At 66.5% G+C, this 17150-nt stretch carries 18 protein-coding genes, 1 tRNA gene and 1 other RNA gene; 5 read left to right on the top strand and 15 right to left on the bottom strand.

Annotation, left to right across the window (positions count from 1 at the left end):
* Positions 1-122: 122 nt before the first annotated feature.
* On the top strand, positions 123-929 hold the full coding sequence (locus NM962_01385; GenBank protein ID UVO12852.1) for a helix-turn-helix domain-containing protein: 807 nt from the start codon (positions 123-125) through the stop codon (positions 927-929).
* Positions 930-1144: 215 nt separating this feature from the next.
* Here the strand turns inward: NM962_01385 and NM962_01390 are convergent, their stop codons facing one another.
* The 7 genes from NM962_01390 to NM962_01420 form a co-directional block, all read right to left on the bottom strand.
* On the bottom strand, positions 1145-2260 hold the full coding sequence (locus tag NM962_01390; GenBank protein UVO12853.1) for a site-specific integrase: 1116 nt from the start codon (positions 2258-2260) through the stop codon (positions 1145-1147).
* Positions 2261-2340: 80 nt separating this feature from the next.
* Positions 2341-2413, bottom strand: a tRNA-Ala gene (locus NM962_01395).
* Positions 2414-2485: 72 nt separating this feature from the next.
* Positions 2486-2935: a GreA/GreB family elongation factor gene (locus tag NM962_01400; GenBank protein ID UVO12854.1), complete on the bottom strand. Its 450-nt coding sequence runs from the start codon at positions 2933-2935 to the stop codon at positions 2486-2488.
* A 55-nt stretch (positions 2936-2990) separates the two neighbouring features.
* Positions 2991-4247 carry an FAD-binding oxidoreductase gene (locus tag NM962_01405; protein UVO12855.1) on the bottom strand — a complete coding sequence of 419 codons (1257 nt, stop codon included), beginning with the start codon at positions 4245-4247 and terminating at the stop codon, positions 2991-2993.
* A 59-nt stretch (positions 4248-4306) separates the two neighbouring features.
* A complete protein-coding gene (locus tag NM962_01410; GenBank protein UVO12856.1) occupies positions 4307-5857 on the bottom strand; it encodes a helix-turn-helix domain-containing protein in 1551 nt (516 codons plus the stop codon).
* The gene (locus NM962_01415) at positions 5739-7091 is read right to left on the bottom strand and encodes an MFS transporter (GenBank protein ID UVO12857.1); all 1353 of its coding nucleotides are present in this window, start codon (positions 7089-7091) and stop codon (positions 5739-5741) included. The genes NM962_01410 and NM962_01415 overlap by 119 nt, the downstream gene beginning before the upstream one ends.
* Before the next feature lie 99 nt (positions 7092-7190).
* The gene (locus tag NM962_01420; protein ID UVO12858.1) at positions 7191-7559 is read right to left on the bottom strand and encodes a DUF488 family protein; all 369 of its coding nucleotides are present in this window, start codon (positions 7557-7559) and stop codon (positions 7191-7193) included.
* A gap of 131 nt (positions 7560-7690) precedes the next feature.
* Here NM962_01420 and NM962_01425 point away from each other — a divergent pair, with 131 nt between their 5' ends.
* Positions 7691-9028: a PPE family protein gene (locus NM962_01425; GenBank protein UVO12859.1), complete on the top strand. Its 1338-nt coding sequence runs from the start codon at positions 7691-7693 to the stop codon at positions 9026-9028.
* Here the strand turns inward: NM962_01425 and NM962_01430 are convergent.
* Positions 9025-10545, bottom strand: a complete 1521-nt coding sequence (locus NM962_01430; protein ID UVO12860.1) for an aldehyde dehydrogenase family protein — start codon at positions 10543-10545, stop codon at positions 9025-9027. The genes NM962_01425 and NM962_01430 overlap by 4 nt on opposite strands.
* 188 nt (positions 10546-10733) lie before the next feature.
* Here NM962_01430 and NM962_01435 point away from each other — a divergent pair, with 188 nt between their 5' ends.
* Entirely contained in the window at positions 10734-11192 is a 459-nt protein-coding gene (locus NM962_01435) for a hypothetical protein (GenBank protein ID UVO12861.1), read from the top strand.
* 96 nt (positions 11193-11288) lie between these two features.
* On the opposite strand, the gene NM962_01440 is transcribed toward NM962_01435, so the two are convergent.
* Entirely contained in the window at positions 11289-12146 is an 858-nt protein-coding gene (locus NM962_01440) for an SDR family oxidoreductase (GenBank protein UVO12862.1), read from the bottom strand.
* Positions 12147-12551: 405 nt separating this feature from the next.
* Between NM962_01440 and NM962_01445 the strand changes: the two genes are divergently transcribed.
* Both NM962_01445 and NM962_01450 read left to right on the top strand, forming a co-directional pair.
* Complete coding sequence (locus tag NM962_01445; protein UVO12863.1) at positions 12552-12824, top strand: hypothetical protein; 273 nt, start codon at positions 12552-12554, stop codon at positions 12822-12824.
* On the top strand, positions 12821-13126 hold the full coding sequence (locus NM962_01450; GenBank protein UVO12864.1) for a hypothetical protein: 306 nt from the start codon (positions 12821-12823) through the stop codon (positions 13124-13126). The genes NM962_01445 and NM962_01450 overlap by 4 nt, the downstream gene beginning before the upstream one ends.
* Before the next feature lie 59 nt (positions 13127-13185).
* Here NM962_01450 and ssrA read toward each other — a convergent pair.
* The 6 genes from ssrA to NM962_01480 form a co-directional block, all read right to left on the bottom strand.
* Positions 13186-13573: a transfer-messenger RNA gene (ssrA, locus tag NM962_01455) on the bottom strand.
* Between the two features lie 97 nt (positions 13574-13670).
* Positions 13671-14516 carry a DMT family transporter gene (locus tag NM962_01460; protein UVO12865.1) on the bottom strand — a complete coding sequence of 282 codons (846 nt, stop codon included), beginning with the start codon at positions 14514-14516 and terminating at the stop codon, positions 13671-13673.
* Complete coding sequence (gene smpB, locus NM962_01465; protein UVO12866.1) at positions 14513-15013, bottom strand: SsrA-binding protein SmpB; 501 nt, start codon at positions 15011-15013, stop codon at positions 14513-14515. Before smpB ends, NM962_01460 begins: the two co-directional genes overlap by 4 nt.
* Before the next feature lie 2 nt (positions 15014-15015).
* A complete protein-coding gene (gene ftsX / locus NM962_01470; GenBank protein UVO12867.1) occupies positions 15016-15909 on the bottom strand; it encodes a permease-like cell division protein FtsX in 894 nt (297 codons plus the stop codon).
* Between the two features lies 1 nt (position 15910).
* Positions 15911-16600 (bottom strand): cell division ATP-binding protein FtsE, encoded by a 690-nt coding sequence (gene ftsE, locus NM962_01475; protein ID UVO14495.1) that lies wholly within the window; start codon positions 16598-16600, stop codon positions 15911-15913.
* 13 nt (positions 16601-16613) lie between these two features.
* Positions 16614-17114: a hypothetical protein gene (locus NM962_01480; protein ID UVO14496.1), complete on the bottom strand. Its 501-nt coding sequence runs from the start codon at positions 17112-17114 to the stop codon at positions 16614-16616.
* Positions 17115-17150: the final 36 nt, after the last annotated feature.

Genomic DNA, 17150 nt, shown 5'->3' on the forward strand with positions numbered 1-17150 from the left:
TGCATCCGTGTGAAAGGTGCCGACGACCAGGCATGTTCGAAAACCACACGCGTGTAACTGCGAAGGGGCTTGAAGTTGGCCGGTGCTGGACTTCGCACCTATGCAGACTGCACACTGACCTGGTGAGCACACCTACGCAGCGACCAGAGGGCGCATTGATTGAACGCCTGCGAATGGCGGCGCAGCCGAAGCTTTCGGCGCGCGCCGCGGCCAAGTTGGCCAACCTATCGCCGTCGCGCTGGACTCAGATAGTCAGGGGTTATAAACAAGAAACCCCCGACGTTCGCGTCCCTGTGCGCGCACCCGCTGACACCCTGGCTCGGATGGCCAAGGCGGTGGGCGCGACGCCGGAGCAGCTCCGGGAGGTCGGCCGCAAGGATGCGGCGGACGAGCTAGAAGGCCTGACGATAACGGTTCGAGAAGCCCGCGACAGCGGTCGTGTCGGGTTAGGCCGCGGCCTTGAGAAGCTCATCCCGACCGAGCAAACGCCCGAGATGCGCGCGCAAATGGCGGAAGCGGTCGAGTCTCTGAGGGCCATCGTTGAAGACAGTTGGCGGGCGGTGACGGAATTGACCGATGCAGTTCTACGCTCTGGTCCGTCGGCCGAGTTGCTCGACAAGACTCGGCGCATCGTGTGGTTGATCTCGGGCCACCTGACTACCCGGATTCTCGGTAGCGGTCAGGCCCCTGAATTGGAGGACTGGCTCGAGCGGATCTACGTGGAGCGGGGGAACCTGGTCGCCATGCTCTCGCCGAATGAGGAGCGCATCCGGTGGGAGCAGAGCTGCGACCGGCCGCACGCCACGGCCGGCGCCCTATCTGACGACACTGAGCCGGGGTCGGCCGCTGGGATCGAGGCCGCCATCGCTGGGGTTCGTGCTGAACTCGAGGTCGAAGACGGCTATCAGCGCGGCGAGAAGCCGAGCTGACCAGTACCTCGCGGGCTGGATCTCTATCCGTGCTTGCAGCTCCCGGCGCAGATACCGCAGCTCATCGCAACCGTCCATTTTCCTCGCTTCGAGGGACAGCCCTCAAGCGGTGACGAAGCCCGACCTATGGCGTCCACACACCATATTTTGAGCGTATGCAATGCCAACACGCATAAAACGTTAAGAGCCACAGGAGATTGGCAGGAAGTTATCGATCATTCCAGCATTTTCGCCACGGCATCGGCGGCGGCGGCGAAGCTGGCGCGCTCGACGTCACCGTAGGTGTCGACGGTGATCTGAATGTTCTCGTGCCCGAGGTGTCGCGATACCACCGCGATCGGTACTCCCTGGGCGATCATCCACGAGGCGCAGGTGTGCCGCAGGTCGTGCGGCGTCGGCGGCGGACTGAGTTTCGCGCGGGCCACGGCCTTGTCCCAGACACGCGGCCGGAAGCCGTGATAGCGCACCGGGCCACCAGCACGGTTGACGAATAACCACTCGTGCGAGTAGTCGAGCTTGTCGAGCACGGGGCCGGGCACGTTGATCACACGCTTAGACCGTGTCGTCTTGGTGGTCCCGATCTCGTAGCCGCTGCTGGAGTATTTCCAGGCGCGCACGATGCGCACCGTCTGCGCATCTCGATCGACGTCGGATGGCTTCAGTGCGGACACTTCACCCCACCGGCAGCCGGCTACGACCATGAACTCGATCAGGGGGCGCCAGTAGTCGGTGGCGGCGTCGCGCAATGCCGCGAACTCGACGCGGGTGAGCATCCGCATCTCGGCGCGGTCCTCCCTGTCGCCGGCGGTGCGGCGCGGCAGCTTGCGGCCGGCTGCCGGATTGAATCCGAGGTGCCCGGCCTTGATGGCCGCGTTGAGGCTCGCCGACAAAAACCCGTGCAAGTTGCGGATGGTCTTGGCGCTCGGAGGGCGCCCGGTCTTGGCGCGTGGCGTCGTTTCCAGGTTGGAGAGCCAGACCGCCAGATCGTTCTCGGTGAGCTTCGCCAGCTCGATATCGCCGATGGTGGGCGCGATGTCGTTGGCGAGGTACCGCTCGTAGTCGTCCTTGGTTTTCTTCTCGATGGCCGTCCGGTGATCGAGGTAGGTCCGCGTCCACTCGGCGACGGTGATCCCGCGCTGGGGCCGTACGACTCGCCGCACACGGTAGAGCTCTTCGGCTGCGCGGACGCCGAGCTGATCGATGGCGGTGCGGAAGGTCTCGGCCGCGGCGGCGGTGTCCAGAGTGAGGGTCGTCTGGCGCCCTTCGCGTCGGTAGAAGACGCGGTAGGCGGTGGTGCCGTCGGCGCGTTCATCGGCCTTGATCCATGCCACAAGGACAGACTCTAGCGCGCCGTCGTGATGAAAACTATGATGAAAGATGTTCTGTTGTCCTGTTTTACCAGGTCAAACGGTGGAGCTAAGGGGACTCGAACCCCTGACCCCCACACTGCCAGTGTGGTGCGCTACCAGCTGCGCCATAGCCCCGCGTTGTCGTGCTCATCGAAGCTACACCACAGCCGCACCAAGGTTCAAAACAGCTACTCAGTTGGCCTGTTTTCAGGCCGGATGCTGGGTCTGATGCAACCCGTAGGGCACCGCGTCGAGCAGCGTCACCGTCACGTTGGCGCCGCTGGGCACCTGGTAAGTGCGCTCCTCCCCGGGCCGGGCTCCGGTGATCGCCATGCCCAGCGGCGACTGCGGCGAGTAGACCTCCAACCCACCCTGGTCGTCATCGCGCACCCCGAGCAGGAAGGTCTCGGTGTCGCCGTCGCTGTAGCGGACGGTCAGTACCATTCCGGGCTCGGCGACCCCGTCGTCCGGCGGGTCCTGGCCGACCACTGCGACCGCCAGCAGGTCGTGGATCTGGTGAATCCGGGCCTGGCGGGCCTGTTGGTCACTGATGTCTTCACCACCCGAAGCATCTTGCGGTGCAGACAGTTCCGCCAGCTCCGCCAGCAGCCGGTCCTTGGTCTGCTGGGTCATCCAGACACCGTGTGTATCAGTCATCGACAGTTCTCCTTTACAACAGCATTTGATTCGAAAATTCACCGACCCGAGTGGGTCAGCGCAAGGGATCGAGGTCACGCAGCACGGCGGACTGTTTGCCGGTGGTGATCTGCTCGGCCAACAATCGGCCCGTCACCGGACCGTGCGTCATGCCCCACATGCCGTGCCCACCGGCGACGTAGACGGTGCGCGGGCACACCTCCCCCACCAGGGGCCGCCCGTCGGGGCTGACCGGGCGTGGACCCACCCACACGTCGGTACGCTCATCCCACCGGACCCCGTCGAGCAGGGGGCGGGTGGCGGCGACGATGGCTTCGACGCGGGCCGGGACGATCGGAGCGTCGGGATCGCCGAACTCCATGGTGCCGGCGACCCGAAGCCGGGCATTCAACGGCGTGCAGGCCACCCGGGCATCGGGCAGGTAGATCGGCCCGGTGACCGGCCCATCGACCGGCACTGAGAAGGAGTAGCCACGCCCGGCCCGCACCGGCACCCGGATCCAGCGCGCTGCCAGCCGGGACAACCAGGCGCCGCTGGCGATCACCGCGGCGTCGGCCGTCAAAGTGCTGCCGTCGCTGCTGGTCACGGCCACGCAGTCACCGTGGGGCGACACGTCGGCGACGTCGAGAACGTGCAGGACGGCGCCGCGCTGCACCACCGTGCGGCCCAGTGCGGTCACGAACCGGCCCGGGTCCAGGAAGCGCTGGCCGTCGATCTGCACGCCGGCCTCGACCGCCGAGGACGCCAGCGGCACCCGCTCGGCCAGTGCGGCACCGGTCAGTTCGGTGCCAAACACCGGTTGGCCGGCCTCGGAGAACCGGCGCAGCTCGTCGAGCAGTCGCTCCGCGTCAGCCGAGGTGCGGAAGATCGCGGTGATCGGGGCATCGGTGACCGGGGCGTCCACCCCGTTGGCGAGCAGAACGTCATAGGCCTCAATGCATTCCGCGCTCAGAGGTGCGTTGGCCCGCACCGCGCGGCGCCAGGCTGCGGGACGACTGTTCGCCGCGAAGCGCGCCAAGAACGTCCACAGTGCCGGGCCGGCGTTGAGTGGCACCTGCAGCGGCGCGGTCCGGCTCAGCAGGGACCGCAACCCGAAGCGCAGGTTGGCCGGCTCGTTGAGCGGAATCGCCAGTGCCGGGGAGATCCAACCGGCGTTGCCCCAGGAGGAGCCGGCCGCCACTCCGACGCGGTCGACCACGGTGACTTCGACACCGCGCTCCTGCAGAAACCAGGCGGTGGACAAGCCAACGACGCCGGCACCCACCACGATCACCGATCGTGGTGCGCCGTCGATTCGGTTGGCTGCACCCATCACTCCATCATGCGACTGCCCTCAGACACCCGGTTTAACCGAATCGCACAACAGCGCCGTCAGTGTTTGTCGAGTTCCGACATGTCACCCGCCGCGAGCTCGATCATCGCCGCGAATCGGGTCCGCGGATCCTCCAGCCCCAGTGGCGTCACCTCGGCCATCTTGCGCAGCCGGTAGCGGACGGTGTTCTCGTGCACGCCCAACTGCTCGGCGGCCCGGGCCAGGTCGCCTTGCGCGTCGAGCCAGGCCCGCAGCGTCGACACATAGGGGGTGTTGTGGGCCGCGTCGTGGCGACGTAGCTCTGCGACCGGCCCGCGGGTCGGCACCCGTCCGGCTCGCGCCGCGGTGTGCAGCCGGCGCAGCACGATCTCGTCCCAGGACTCGTCGTAGGCCGGCGGAACGCTCTCGGATGGGCCGGCTTCGTGCAGCGTGAGGCATTCCTCGGCCTCGCGGCCCGCGGCGGCCAGCTCGGTGACCGTGGCAACCGCACTGATCCCGGCCCACACGCTCGCGTGCGGCGGCAGGGCACCCGCCAGACCGCATACCCACTGCCGGGCCGCAGCGGCGTCCGCAGCGGGCAGCAAGGTGTAAACGGTGTTGGCTGCCAGTGCGCTGCGACCTGGACGCGACCAGCCGAATCCCGTGGTGACAGCCTCGAAAGCCAACAGCAGCCCGGCATGAGGTTGCGTAGCGATCCGGGTGTGCACGGCAATCACCCGCAACGGAGCCTGCGGCAGCCCCAGTCTGGCCACCAGGGCGAGAGCATCGTCGGGTTCCGTCTGCTCATCCAAAAGCCTGGTCACCCAGTCGGATTCGACTTGTCGCTCCAAGTCGGCACTAGCTCGCGACCGCAGCACATGCAATGCCACCGTGCGGGCACCGTCGGCCAGTGCGGTCAGCCGCTCACCGCTCAACGGGTCCGGGCAGGCCACCCATACCGCACCCAGCGTTTCGCGGCCGGCGCGCACCGCCACCACCATCCGGCCGGTCAAGCCGTACTGGGGATCGGCAGCGACGAACAGCGGCTCGTCGTGGATATCCAAATGCGCTAAAACGCCGCGCTTTTCAAACAACTCCCGAAGCGGCTCGGACTCCTGCCGGTTCAGGATCGTTGCCGAACGCGCCGGGTCGGCATGCCGCTGGCCACGCGAGTAGGCCAGCACCCTGCCCAGCTGATCCTCGATGGTGACCGCACCGCCCACCGCTTCGGCGAGACTGTCGGCCACAGCGAAAAGATCCGTTGGCCCACGGCCCGATTCGGTCTCGCGGCCTTCGAGCACCAGTCCGTAGACCACCGCGGCCAGCTCGCTCCAGGACACCGCTGCGTCCACCACGAGCACGGCAAGCGACTCACCCTCGCCGGCGAAGGAGGTCTTGTCTTCGACGTCGCGCACCAACACAGCGACGGCTTTGGCGGCCAACGCCCAGCGCACCGCCTCCTTTACCGAGCGGGCGCCGACCGCCAACAGAACGTCGCCGACAACGACGCGTTCACCGGTCACCTCGTGCATCACGACACTGCTCAGCCGCGTCGTCCTCGGAATGGAGCAGAACCTCAGCCGAACCCCGTAGCTGCCCACCACGTTGACCAGCCGGTCCAGTGTCACCATCAACCGAGCCTAGCCACGTCGCGTCGGCGATCCCGCCGATCGGGTCGCTGTCCCTGGTCTCCGGTGCCCACAACCACGTGAACGCCGCCACCAGCAGTACCCCACCGCTGATCGCAAAACCCCACTCGAAAGACATCCGCTCGGCGATCTGGCCGACCGCAAGCGAACCCACGATCGACCCGAAGTCAGCCATCATCTGGTACGTCGCCACCGCGGTGCCCGCCCGGGCCTGGTTGCCGACCAGGTCAGAGATGACGGCCTGCTGCGGCGATCCGTAGATCCCCGATGCCACCCCGGTCAGGTAGGCCACCACCAAGAACACCACCAGCGATGCGCTCGCGCCCAGCAAGACCGTCGTGACGCCCGATGCTGCCAGGCCCGCGATCAGCAGCCCCTTGCGGCCGATCCGGTCGGAGAGCTGGCCGCTGGGCAGCACCGCGCAGACATTGCCGATCCCCACCATGGCCAGTGTCAGGCCGGCGAAAGAGGGCCCGCGGTCCAGGACTTCCGTGACGAACAACGGCACCAACGCAACCCGCAGACCGAAGACCGACCAGCCGGTGGCGAAGTTCGACAGCAGCGCCGAGCGGTACGCGCGATTCCCCAACGCCGTCCGCACCGGCACCGTGGGCCCCGTCGACTCGGCCGCTTCGGCCAAATGCGAGTGGCGCAAGCTGACGAAGACGCCGGTGGCCGTCACGATCAGCACCGAACCGTAGAACAAGAACGGCACGCTGAGGCCGAAACCCGCTGTCAGGCTTCCCAATATCGGTCCGCCCACGGTGCCCAGCAAGAATGCCGTGGCGAACAGCCCGGCGACGCGGCCGCGTGCGTCCTCCGGGCTGATCCGGATCATCAGGCCCACCGCGGCGATGAAGAACATTGTCGATCCAATGCCGCCGAGGGCACGGAAGAACAGCAGCTGCCCGTAGGTCTGCACGAAGGCGCAGGCCGTGGTGGACACCGAGACGATCAACAGACCGGCCACGTAGACCCAACGCTCCCCCAGCCGTTGAACCAGCAGGCCGCTCACCGGCGCGAAGAGCAATCGCGTCAGCGCGAACGCCGTGATGAGGAACGTGGTCGCGGAGATGCTCACGCCGAAATGGCGCGCGTAGACCGGTAGCACCGGTGACACCAACCCGTAGCCGAGCGCGATCAAAACGTTCGCGACGAGCAGCACCCAGATCTCCCGCTGCAGCCGCGGTTTAGCGGCCGGGGAGTCGTAGGTCACCCGATAACTTTAGACAGCCTCGGTAATCTCTCGATGCGGCCGGTACCGGCGGCCCCAATCACGCGTCGCCGCCGCCGGTGCTGCTGCGGCCGCAGCTAGTCACTGTCGAGCCAGCAGCTTGGCCAACACCGCCGCCTGACTTCCGTCCACGTCCCGGCTCGCTGTCACCAACGTGACGGTCTTCTTTCCGCGAGCCAGCGCGCGCAGGCCGGCGAATCCCGCAGCGCCCTTCTCGGTCTGCAGTTCGTCTTCGTAACGACTGACGAACTCGTCGAAACGCTCCGGCTGATGGTTGTACCAATGGCGTAGTTCGTTCGACGGCGCTGCGTCTTTGTACCAGTGCCCCACCCGGGGATCGTCCTTGCGGAAGCCGCGCGGCCACACCCGATCGACGAGAATCCGCTCACCGTCCTCAGCACGGGGTTCGTCGTAGACCCGGGCGACCCGGAAGATGGTTTTGGGACTCATACCCCAGGCTATCGCTGGCCACGGGACGTGTCAGCCGTCGCTTCCACCACCCGCGACGGGCTCGAAGTTAGCTTAGGCAATGCTATCTTGTCGATATTTATCAGTTCCGCTCGTAGAAATTGGTGGCCGGCGTGAACGGTGGTTGGATCGCATCTCCCCCGGAGGTGCATTCCGCGCTGCTGAGCGCCGGCCCCGGTCCCGCGGCCCTGCTGGCTGCCGCAGGCGCCTGGTCAGCGCTGAGCACCGAATACTGTGCGGCGGCCACCGAACTGATCAGCGTGCTGAGCGACGTCCGGTCGGTAGCCTGGCATGGGCCCAGCGCAGACAGCTACACCGCAGCGCACTTGCCCTACCTGCAGTGGCTGACGCGTGCCAGCATCGACAGCGCTCGCGCCGGAGCCCAACATGAAGTCCTCGCTGCCGCCTACAGCACTGCGCTGGCCGCCATGCCCACTCTGGCGGAGCTGGCACTCAACCACAGCATTCACGGCGTGCTGATCGCCACGAATTTCTTTGGCATCAACACCATTCCGATCGCGCTCAATGAGGCCGACTACGTTCGTATGTGGGTGCAGGCGGCCACCGTGATGGCGACCTACGAGGCGATATCCGGCGCTGCCCTGGCGTCGCTGCCCGGCACGGACCCGGCGCCGCCGATCCTGGCCGCCGACACCGGAACCGGTGGCGACGACGAGCCGACGGATCCGATCGAGGAAGCCGAGCGCTGGTTCTGGTTCATCTTCTGGAACATTGTGTTCTGGTCGACGTTCCTATTCATCGTGACGATTCCGGTTCGGATACCGATCGTGCTGCCGCTGTTGATCATGGCGATCAACGATTTCATCGCTTCCATGCAGGTCGAGCCCGAACCAGTGGTCGAGGAGCCCGAAGTGCAGCCCGCCCCCGCGGTACACCCGGTCCTGGCCCGACCGGCGCACGAGCCGCTCGCCGTTGCCGTCGGTGTCGGCGGTGGTATTGCCGGTTCAGCAGGGACCTCCGCAGGCCCGGCCGGTGCGACGGCCAGCGGGCCGGCAATACCGGTGAGCGGCGCCGAAGCGTTGGCCTATCTGGTGACCGGGGGCCACGCCGAAGGCTTCGGGCCCACCCTGACCGGCCGCGACCAGTCCAGGGCGCCGGCCGCCGGCGCTTCCGCCGCGGTCTCGGCTCGCGCGCCCGCAGCTCGCGCGCCGCTGCGGTCTCGGCGGCGACGCCGTGCCCAGATGAAGGAATACGCCAACGCCACCTTGACGCTGGACGCCGCCGAGGCCCGCTCGCCCGACGAGACGACGACACCCACCTGCTCGGATTCCGGCATGGGAGGGCTGGGATTCACCGGGACAGCGCAGCGAAGCGACGCGGGAGCAGCAGGACTGGCCCGGTTGCGCGGCAACGCTTTTGGCGCCGGCCCGGCGGTACCGCTGTTGCCCGAGACCTGGAATGACGACTCGGACGAGCGGTCGCCCTCTTAATTGCTTGGCCGCGAACCGAACCGGCGCCGGCCTCGCGCCGCGAAGGCACGCATGGCGCCCAGCGCCACCGCCATCCGGCGCTTCGACGACGGATACCACAGCAATTCGGACTTCTGGGTGGGCAGTCGCGGCGCCGTAATAGCCTGCTGTCGACAGTATTTGATGATCCCGGACGCGCCGCCGGCACGGTAGCCGATGCCGGACTCTTTCCAGCCGCCCATCGGCAGCCCGGGACAGAAGACATTGACCAGGGCGTCGTTGACGTTCACCGCGCCCACTTCCAGCCGACGCGCCAACCGCTCCCCGCGGCGCTTATCGCCTGTCCACACCGTGGCCGACAATCCGTACGGCGAGTCGTTGGCCAGCCGGATGGCCTCGTTCTCGTCGGCGACCTTGATCACCGGCAGGGTCGGCCCGAAGGTCTCTTCGGTCATGCACGTCATGGACGGGTTCACGTCGGCGATCACGGTCGGGGCGAAGTAGGTCCCCACGCCGGTCGCCTTACCGCCTGCGACCACCCGGGCACCGGCGGCGGTCGCCTCATCGACGTGGCGCGCCACGATGTCGCGTTGCGCCGCGGTCGCCATGGCGCCGGTGTCACCGTCTTGGCCCTGCTGCACCTCACCAACCCGGGCCGCCAGCTTCGCGACGAATTCGTCGTAGACCGGCGCTTCGACGTAGACCCGCTCCACCGACACACAGACCTGTCCGGAGTTGAACAGTCCGCCCCACGCAATGCCGTTGGCGGCGCGGTCGAGGTCGGCATCGGCCAACACGATTGCCGGGTCCTTCCCGCCGAGCTCCAGGCCGTAGGGAATCAGCCGCTGCGCACACGCCACCGCAACCTTGCGCCCGGTGGCCGTCGACCCGGTGAACTGCAGGAAGTCGGCGTGCTCGATCAGCGCCTGGCCGGTGTCTCCGTAGCCGGTGGTCAGGCCGAGCACTGGCGGCGCGCCGATCTCAGCCCACCCGCGCACGAACTCGACCGCCGACAGCGGTGTCACCTCGGAAGGCTTGAGCAGCACGGCCGCGCCGGCCGCCAAAGCCGGCGGCACGTCGAGGCCGGGCATCGCGAACGGGAAGTTCCACGGCGTGATCACCCCGACCAGCGGGTAGGGACGATAGGCGGTGGTGAACCGCTTCACCCGATAGAGCGGGCTGTGCGCCTTGGGATGACGGTCGGCGAGAAACTCCTTGGCATTCTTGGCCCAGTAGCCGACGGCGTCTGCGGTGGCAACGGCCTCCAGGCTGGCGTCGACGTGCGATTTGCCGGTCTCGGAGATCAACACCTCGGTGATGTGATCGGCGTGGTCCAGAATCCAGTCCTGCCACGCCAGCAGCCAGCGTTTGCGGCCGCTCGGCCCGAGCGCCTCCCATTCCGGTTGGGCTGCAACGAGTTGGGCTGCCGTGGCAGCCACGGTCTGGGGGTCGTCGATCGGCACGGTGCCCGACACGGCCCCGGTAGCGGGGTTGTGCACGGTGATCATCGATTCGGCCCTGGATTGCACTGCGGTCATGTTGTGCTCCCGATCTAGAACCTGCGGAAAGGCTGTGACCTCGCCGTATGTGATCGTCAGTTGCCGCGCGGGAGTTTGTCAAGGATCCGGAACCTCGCCCAATGCAAGGGAAACCCCTGTAGCCGGTCTGCCCTGATCCGGCCTACCGTCCACACAGGCGAATCGCTACGCATGCATTGGAGAGACCGATGGCCGATCAGACGGCGACACTTTCTCATCGTTGGGTGGCCGGCTTGGCCGGTACGGCGGTCATGGCGGTCCTGATCGGAGCCGCCGCGGGCGTCGTGTTCTGCTTAGCGCCTGTTGCCTCCGCCGACCCGGAGCCCTCAACCCAGCAGGAGCCAGCCGACAACCAGCAGGAACAACAGGACGAACAGCAGCAAAAGGGGTTCTCGCCCCCGCGGCCCGACGCCCCCGACAACAACCCGTCCAACAACAACGCGTCGAATAACAACCCGCCGAACAACAATCCGCCGAACAACCCCACCAACGACGACGCCTCCAAGAAGGGCGACCTGGCGGACAAGAACTGCTGGATGTACAGCACCGGCCCGGAATGGTTCGCGCCGGGCGCGATGCCCAGGCCGGGGCTTCCCGGGGAGAAAGTCTGGCCCTGCTATTACGTCGCGGGCCTCACGCCGCACTAGGGGTTCACCATCCAGGGCAACGCACGCCGCCGGTTGGCCCGCCGGTCTCCGCTCAGAAGGTGCCCGTGTCCTACCGGTGGAACCAGCGGGACGGCGCTATTGGGCGAGGTATCCCCCGTCGACGGGCAACACGGCGCCGGTGATGAAGGAGGCGTCGTCGGAAGCCAGGAAGACGATGGCACTGGCAACTTCGGCGGGTTCGCCGATACGGCCCATCGGGTGCATGCGTTCGACTGCCGCCAAATACGCTGAGCCACCCGGCTCCTCCGGGAACCGCTTGACCCGTTCGGTGCGAATCGTCCCAGGGGCAACGGCGTTGACTCTGATTCCCCGGTCGGCCCATTCGACCGCTAAGTGCTTGGTCAAACCGCTAGCGATGAACTTAGCGGGCCCGTAGGCCGCCTGCCGCTTCTGCCCGGCCAGTCCCGAGATCGACGAGAGGCACACGATCGCGCCGCCGCCGGTCGGCAGCATTGCCTCGATTGCGAATTTGCACGTGAGGAACATGCCGCGGCCATCGATAGCCATCACGTTGTCCCAGTCGGTGGCGGTTACCTCTTGCGCATCGCCGAGCGGGATGATGCCGGCGTTGGCGACCAGCACATCGAGTCGTCCGAAGCGGTCGACTGCCGCGCCGATCATTCGCTGCGCGTCATTCTGGACCGAGACGTCGCCGACGACAGTCTCAACCTGCGCCCCGGCGTGCCGCAGTTCCTCGGCGAGCGCCAGCAGCGGCTCGCCTTGAATATCAGTCACCACCAGACGCGCACCTTCGCGTGCGAAGAGCACGGCGGTGGCCCGACCGATGCCAAAGGCTGCCCCGGTGATCACCGCCGACTTTCCCAGGAGGCGTCCTCGTCCTTCGGCTAAGCCGTCCGTCATCTGCGCATCATCCCGGCCACCACTGCCCCTACTTCCTTGTGCGCCGAGCTTTTCAACGCGATAGCTGGCCACATTGTGATCGAGGCCTCGCCACTGGTCGGGACGCGAACAGGATAAGCCCGAGCGGGTGATCTGCCGGCGCAATCGCCACCGCGAGGCAGGAAGCGAGAGCCCGGCGCCTCGGTTGAGGTTGAGCTGAAACGGGGGCGGGCCAGGGCTTTTCGTCCTGGCCCGTCCCGCTTCTTCAGTTGTGGAGCTGCCGGGAATCGAACCAGACACAAATTCCGCCTTGACCTGCGGAAATGCCGGATATCAGCACCCGAAAAGACGCGAAACGACGTGACGTGACCTGCGGATATAACGAGCGGGGTTGACGACGTCAACACCTACGACCGCCTCCCGGCGGCTATTCGACGATGGGTATTGCCCATCTGCCCACCACCAGGCACACTGGTCGATGGAAGGAAGGGCTGTGACATGACCATGGAAGCAGCGTTTGAGCCGGTGACTGAGGTGACCGCGGATGACCGCTCCCGCATTTCCTTCGGCCGCATCGGCGTCCACCGCGACGATCGATTCCTCGTGTCCCGGAACGCAAGCGGAGAAATTCTGCTGACCCCAATGGCGTCGGTCCCCCGCCGCGAGCTCCTGATCTGGGAGGACAACCTATTGCGCGAGTCCCTCTTAAGAGGCCTTGCCGATGCCGCCGGCGGCCGCGTCTCGCCGCGTGATGATCTCCTCGATTCGTGACCGCTCCACCGTTCCAACTGCTCTACACCGACGAAGCGCTCAAAGTTCTGGATGACCTCGCCCAGCCCCGACATGCCGTCAAGAACAAGAAGGTCATCAAGGCGCTCCGCCTTCTTCGCGACAACCGCCCGGCTCACCCCGGCTTGGAGTCCCACAAGTACCACTCGATCACCGGACCGGGCGGGGAGGATGTCTGGGAGTCGTACGTGGAGAACCGGACCCCCACCGCGTGGCGGATGTGGTGGATTTACGGGCCGAGTCCGGACACCATCACCATCGTGACGATCGGCCCGCATCCGTAATAGCCGTAATCCGCTGACAGAAAAGGCCCTGACCTGGCGTTCCAGGTCAAGGCCTTGTCTGGTGGAGCTGCCGGGAATCGAACCCGGGTCCTACGGCATTCCCTCAAGACTTCTCCGTGCGCAGTTCGCTATGCCTCTACTTGGATCTCTCGGTCACGCGAACAAGCCGAGATGACGATCCCAGTCGCTGTTGGTGTCCCGATACTTCCCGCGACCGGACGTATCGGTGGATCCCTCTAGTCGATGCCAGGGTCCGGGCCGAGGGAGCTCCCGGTCTGACAGGCCCGCCTCGCTTAGGCAGCGAGGGCGAAGTCGCTCTGAAGAGCGACCTTAGCCGGCGTAAGTGCCTTGGCGCTTACTTGTTTACAGCGACGCTTACGGTGGTCTCCTGCCTGCACCGGCACGCTTCCCTTGATTCGACACACGCAGTCGAAACCTTTCAGCCCCCTGTCTTGGGTGATTGCCACCGACCATCGGCGGACACTTCATCGTACGCGGTTGCAACGACAGACCGACGCCCCTTCATTCCTTCGGCGTCGCAACGTCACCGCGCGGTGATCATCGCCACCGCCACCGCGGCCAGCACCATGCCGAGCACCTGCCCGCGGTGCACCCGCTCGCGCAGCACCACAATGGCCAGCACCACCGTCACCGCGGGAAACAGCGAGATCAGCACGCTGGCCAACGACAGGTCCGATCCGCGCAGCGCAAGCAGCATCGCGACATTGGCTGCGGTGTCCGACAGCCCCGCCACCAGCGCCAGCTTCAACGGCGGGCCGGTGGGCACGTGCAATTCACGCGCCCCGGTCGCCGCGGTGAACACCAGCAGCGCGGCGGCCACCCGCGCGAATGCCAGCGGCCACAGCCCGGAGTCGTCGGGCGCCTCGTGGATGAACACGAAGTCCAGCCCGAACGTCACGCCAGCTCCCACCGTCAGCCAGGCCACCTTACGGGTGAAGCGGTGCGGCCGGATGTCTTCGTCGGTGGCCTGCCGGCTCACCAGGGCCACCGCCAACAGAGCCAGCAGGATCCCGCCGTCGGCCACCGGCCCGGGCCGCTCCCCCTGGATCAAGCCGACCACCACCGGAACCCCGGCGGTCAGTACCGCCGAAATCGGCGACACCACCGAGATGGGCCCGGCACCCAGGGCGGCGTAGAACCACCAGCCGCCCAGTCCCAACGCGACACCGGAGGCCAGGCCCCAGCCGATCGCGCCCAGGGGAATCGGCCCGCCCACCGCGATGGCCAGCGTGCCCAGCAACACCAGCGCCACCGGGTAGGAGACCAACACCACCCGCAGTGCGGGTACGCGGCGCGCGGCGAGGCCCCCAGCGAAGTCGCTGACCCCGAATCCGGCCGCTGATAACAGCGCCAGGACGGCGCCGGTCACATGCCCTTGGCGCGCCGGCCCAGCGCCCGAGTGACTTCCCGTTGCGCGTCGCGCTTGGCGAGGTCCTGCCGCTTGTCGTGGGCCTGCTTACCGCGCGCCAGCGCCAATTCGACCTTCACCTTGCCTTCGGTGAAATACACCGACAACGGCACCAGGGTGAGGTTGCCGTCGCGGATCTTGCCGATCAGCATGTCGATCTGGCGTCGATGCAACAGCAGCTTGCGGGTGCGGCGCGGCTCGTGATTGGTCCAGGTCCCGTGGTGGTACTCGGGAATGTGCATGTTGCGCAGCCACACTTCGCCGTCGTCGACGGTGGCGAACGCATCGACCAGTGAGGCCTGCCCGGCCCGCAGGCTCTTCACCTCGGTGCCTACCAGCGCCACGCCCGTCTCGTACACGTCGAGAATCGAGTAGTTGTGGCGCGCTTTGCGATTCGACGCAACGATCTGTTTGTCAGACTTCTTCTTGCTGCCCTTGTCCGCCGATTTCTTAGCCATCGCTACCGCCGCACATACAACCGAAGCGTCACGTATGCGGTCGCTCCGGCCATCGCCGCACCCAGCAGCAGCAGGATCGGCGAAATGTAGAGGATGTCGGCATAGTCGATCCGCGCGATCAGATGCGCTTGATAGAACTGGCTGAGCGCGTTGTCGAGGAACAGCGCCCGCACCACGAGAAGCCCGATGATTGCAATGATCACGCCCACCGTCGCGGCCAGCACCGCCTCCACCAGGAACGGCAGCTGGGTATACCAGCGACTGGCGCCCACCAGACGCATGATCGAGACCTCAGTGCGCCGCGTGTAAGCGGCGACCTGAACCATGTTGGCGATCAACAGCACCGCCCCGACCGCCTGCACCAGGGCGACCGCGAACGCGGCACTGCTCAGGCCGTCGAGCACGGCGAACAAGCGGTCGATCAACTTCTTCTGGTTGAGCACGCTGAGCACACCCGGCTGGCTCCGCATCGCGGCGTCAAAGTCCTTGCTCTGCTCCGGATTCTCCAGCTTGACGATGAACGACGCCGGGAAGGAGTCCTTGCTCGCCACGTCCTTGAACTCGGGGAACTTGCGGATGGCGTCGGCGTACGCGTCATCGGAGTTGAGGTAGCGCACCGACTTCACGTCATTGCGGGTCTCGATCTGTTCGCGCAGCGCCTTACACGCCTGGCCCTCGCAGTTCGGGTCATCGGCAGCGATGTCAGGGTTCAAGAACACCTGCGACTCCACCCGGTCCAGGTAGATGCTGCGGGACTGGTCGGCCAGGCGCACCACCAGCAGACCACCGCCGAACAGCCCGATCGAGATGGCCGTGGTGAGGATCATCGCCACCGTCATGGTGACGTTGCGACGCAGCCCGGTCAGGACCTCGTTGAACAGGAATCCAAAGCGCACGTCAGCGGTCCATTCCGTAGACGCCGCGCTGTTCGTCGCGCACCAGCCGTCCCAGTGATAGTTCGACGACGCGCTGGCGCATCGAGTCGACGATGTGGTGGTCGTGGGTCGCCATCAGCACCGTGGTTCCGGTGCGGTTGATCCGCTCCAGCAGATCCATGATGTCCTCACTTGTTTCCGGGTCGAGGTTTCCGGTCGGCTCGTCGGCCAGCAGCACCAGGGGCCGGTTGACGAAAGCCCGGGCGATAGCCACCCGCTGTTGCTCACCGCCGGACAGCTCGCCCGGCAGCCGGTTCGCTTTGCCGGACAACCCGACCATCTCCAGGACCTCGGGGACAACCCGGTTGATCATCTCCGGCTTCTTGCCGATGACCTCGAGGGCGAACGCGACGTTCTCGAACACGGTCTTCTGCTGCAACAACCGAAAGTCCTGGAATACGCATCCGAGGACCTGTCGCAGGCTGGGGATGTGGCGGCCGGCCAGTTTGTTGACGTGAAACTTCGACACCTGAATGTCACCCGAGGTGGGTGTCTCCTCGGCCAGCAGCAGCCGCATGAACGTCGACTTGCCGGAGCCGGACGGGCCGATCAGGAACACGAACTCGCCCTTGTCGATCTTGACATTGACATTGTCGAGCGCCGGACGGGCCGACGATTTGTACTGCTTGGTGACATGGTCGAGCGTGATCATCACGGCACGCAGTTTAACCGTGCGAGGCGCCCGGACCGGGCGGGGACGCGGGTGTAGGCGGCCCAGGCACGGGCTGGCGAGTATCCGGCGGTGCCGGCGCGGGCGCCTCGGGCGCCGGTGGGATCGGTCCGGGTTCCTCCGGCGGAGCCGGGGTCGGCGGCGGACACAGCGGCGGGCAGAAGGGGAATCCCGGCACCGGTGTCGGGGTCGGCGGTTCACCGGCCGGCGGCTCCGTCGGGGCGGGGGGCTCGGTGGTGGTGGGTGTGGGTGTGACGGTCTCGGTGATGGTCACCGGCGGCTGTTGCAGCTTGGTGCGCGGCACCCAGGTATAGGCCGGGTCGGGGATGAAGCCCGGCGGCACCACCTGCGGGGCCGGCGGCGGCTTCGGTTCTTCCCGGTAGGTGTCGTAAACCGACCACACCGCGACGAAGGCGATGATCAACACCACCGTCGAGGTGCGGACTCGGCCGCCGAACAGATGCGCCGGCCACTTCCATCGCTTGCCGTCTGTCACCTCTGGCGGCTCCGGGGCGTCATCGGGCTTTCTGAT

The organism is Mycobacterium sp. SVM_VP21 (assembly GCA_024758765.1).
Taxonomy (GTDB): domain Bacteria; phylum Actinomycetota; class Actinomycetes; order Mycobacteriales; family Mycobacteriaceae; genus Mycobacterium; species Mycobacterium heraklionense_C.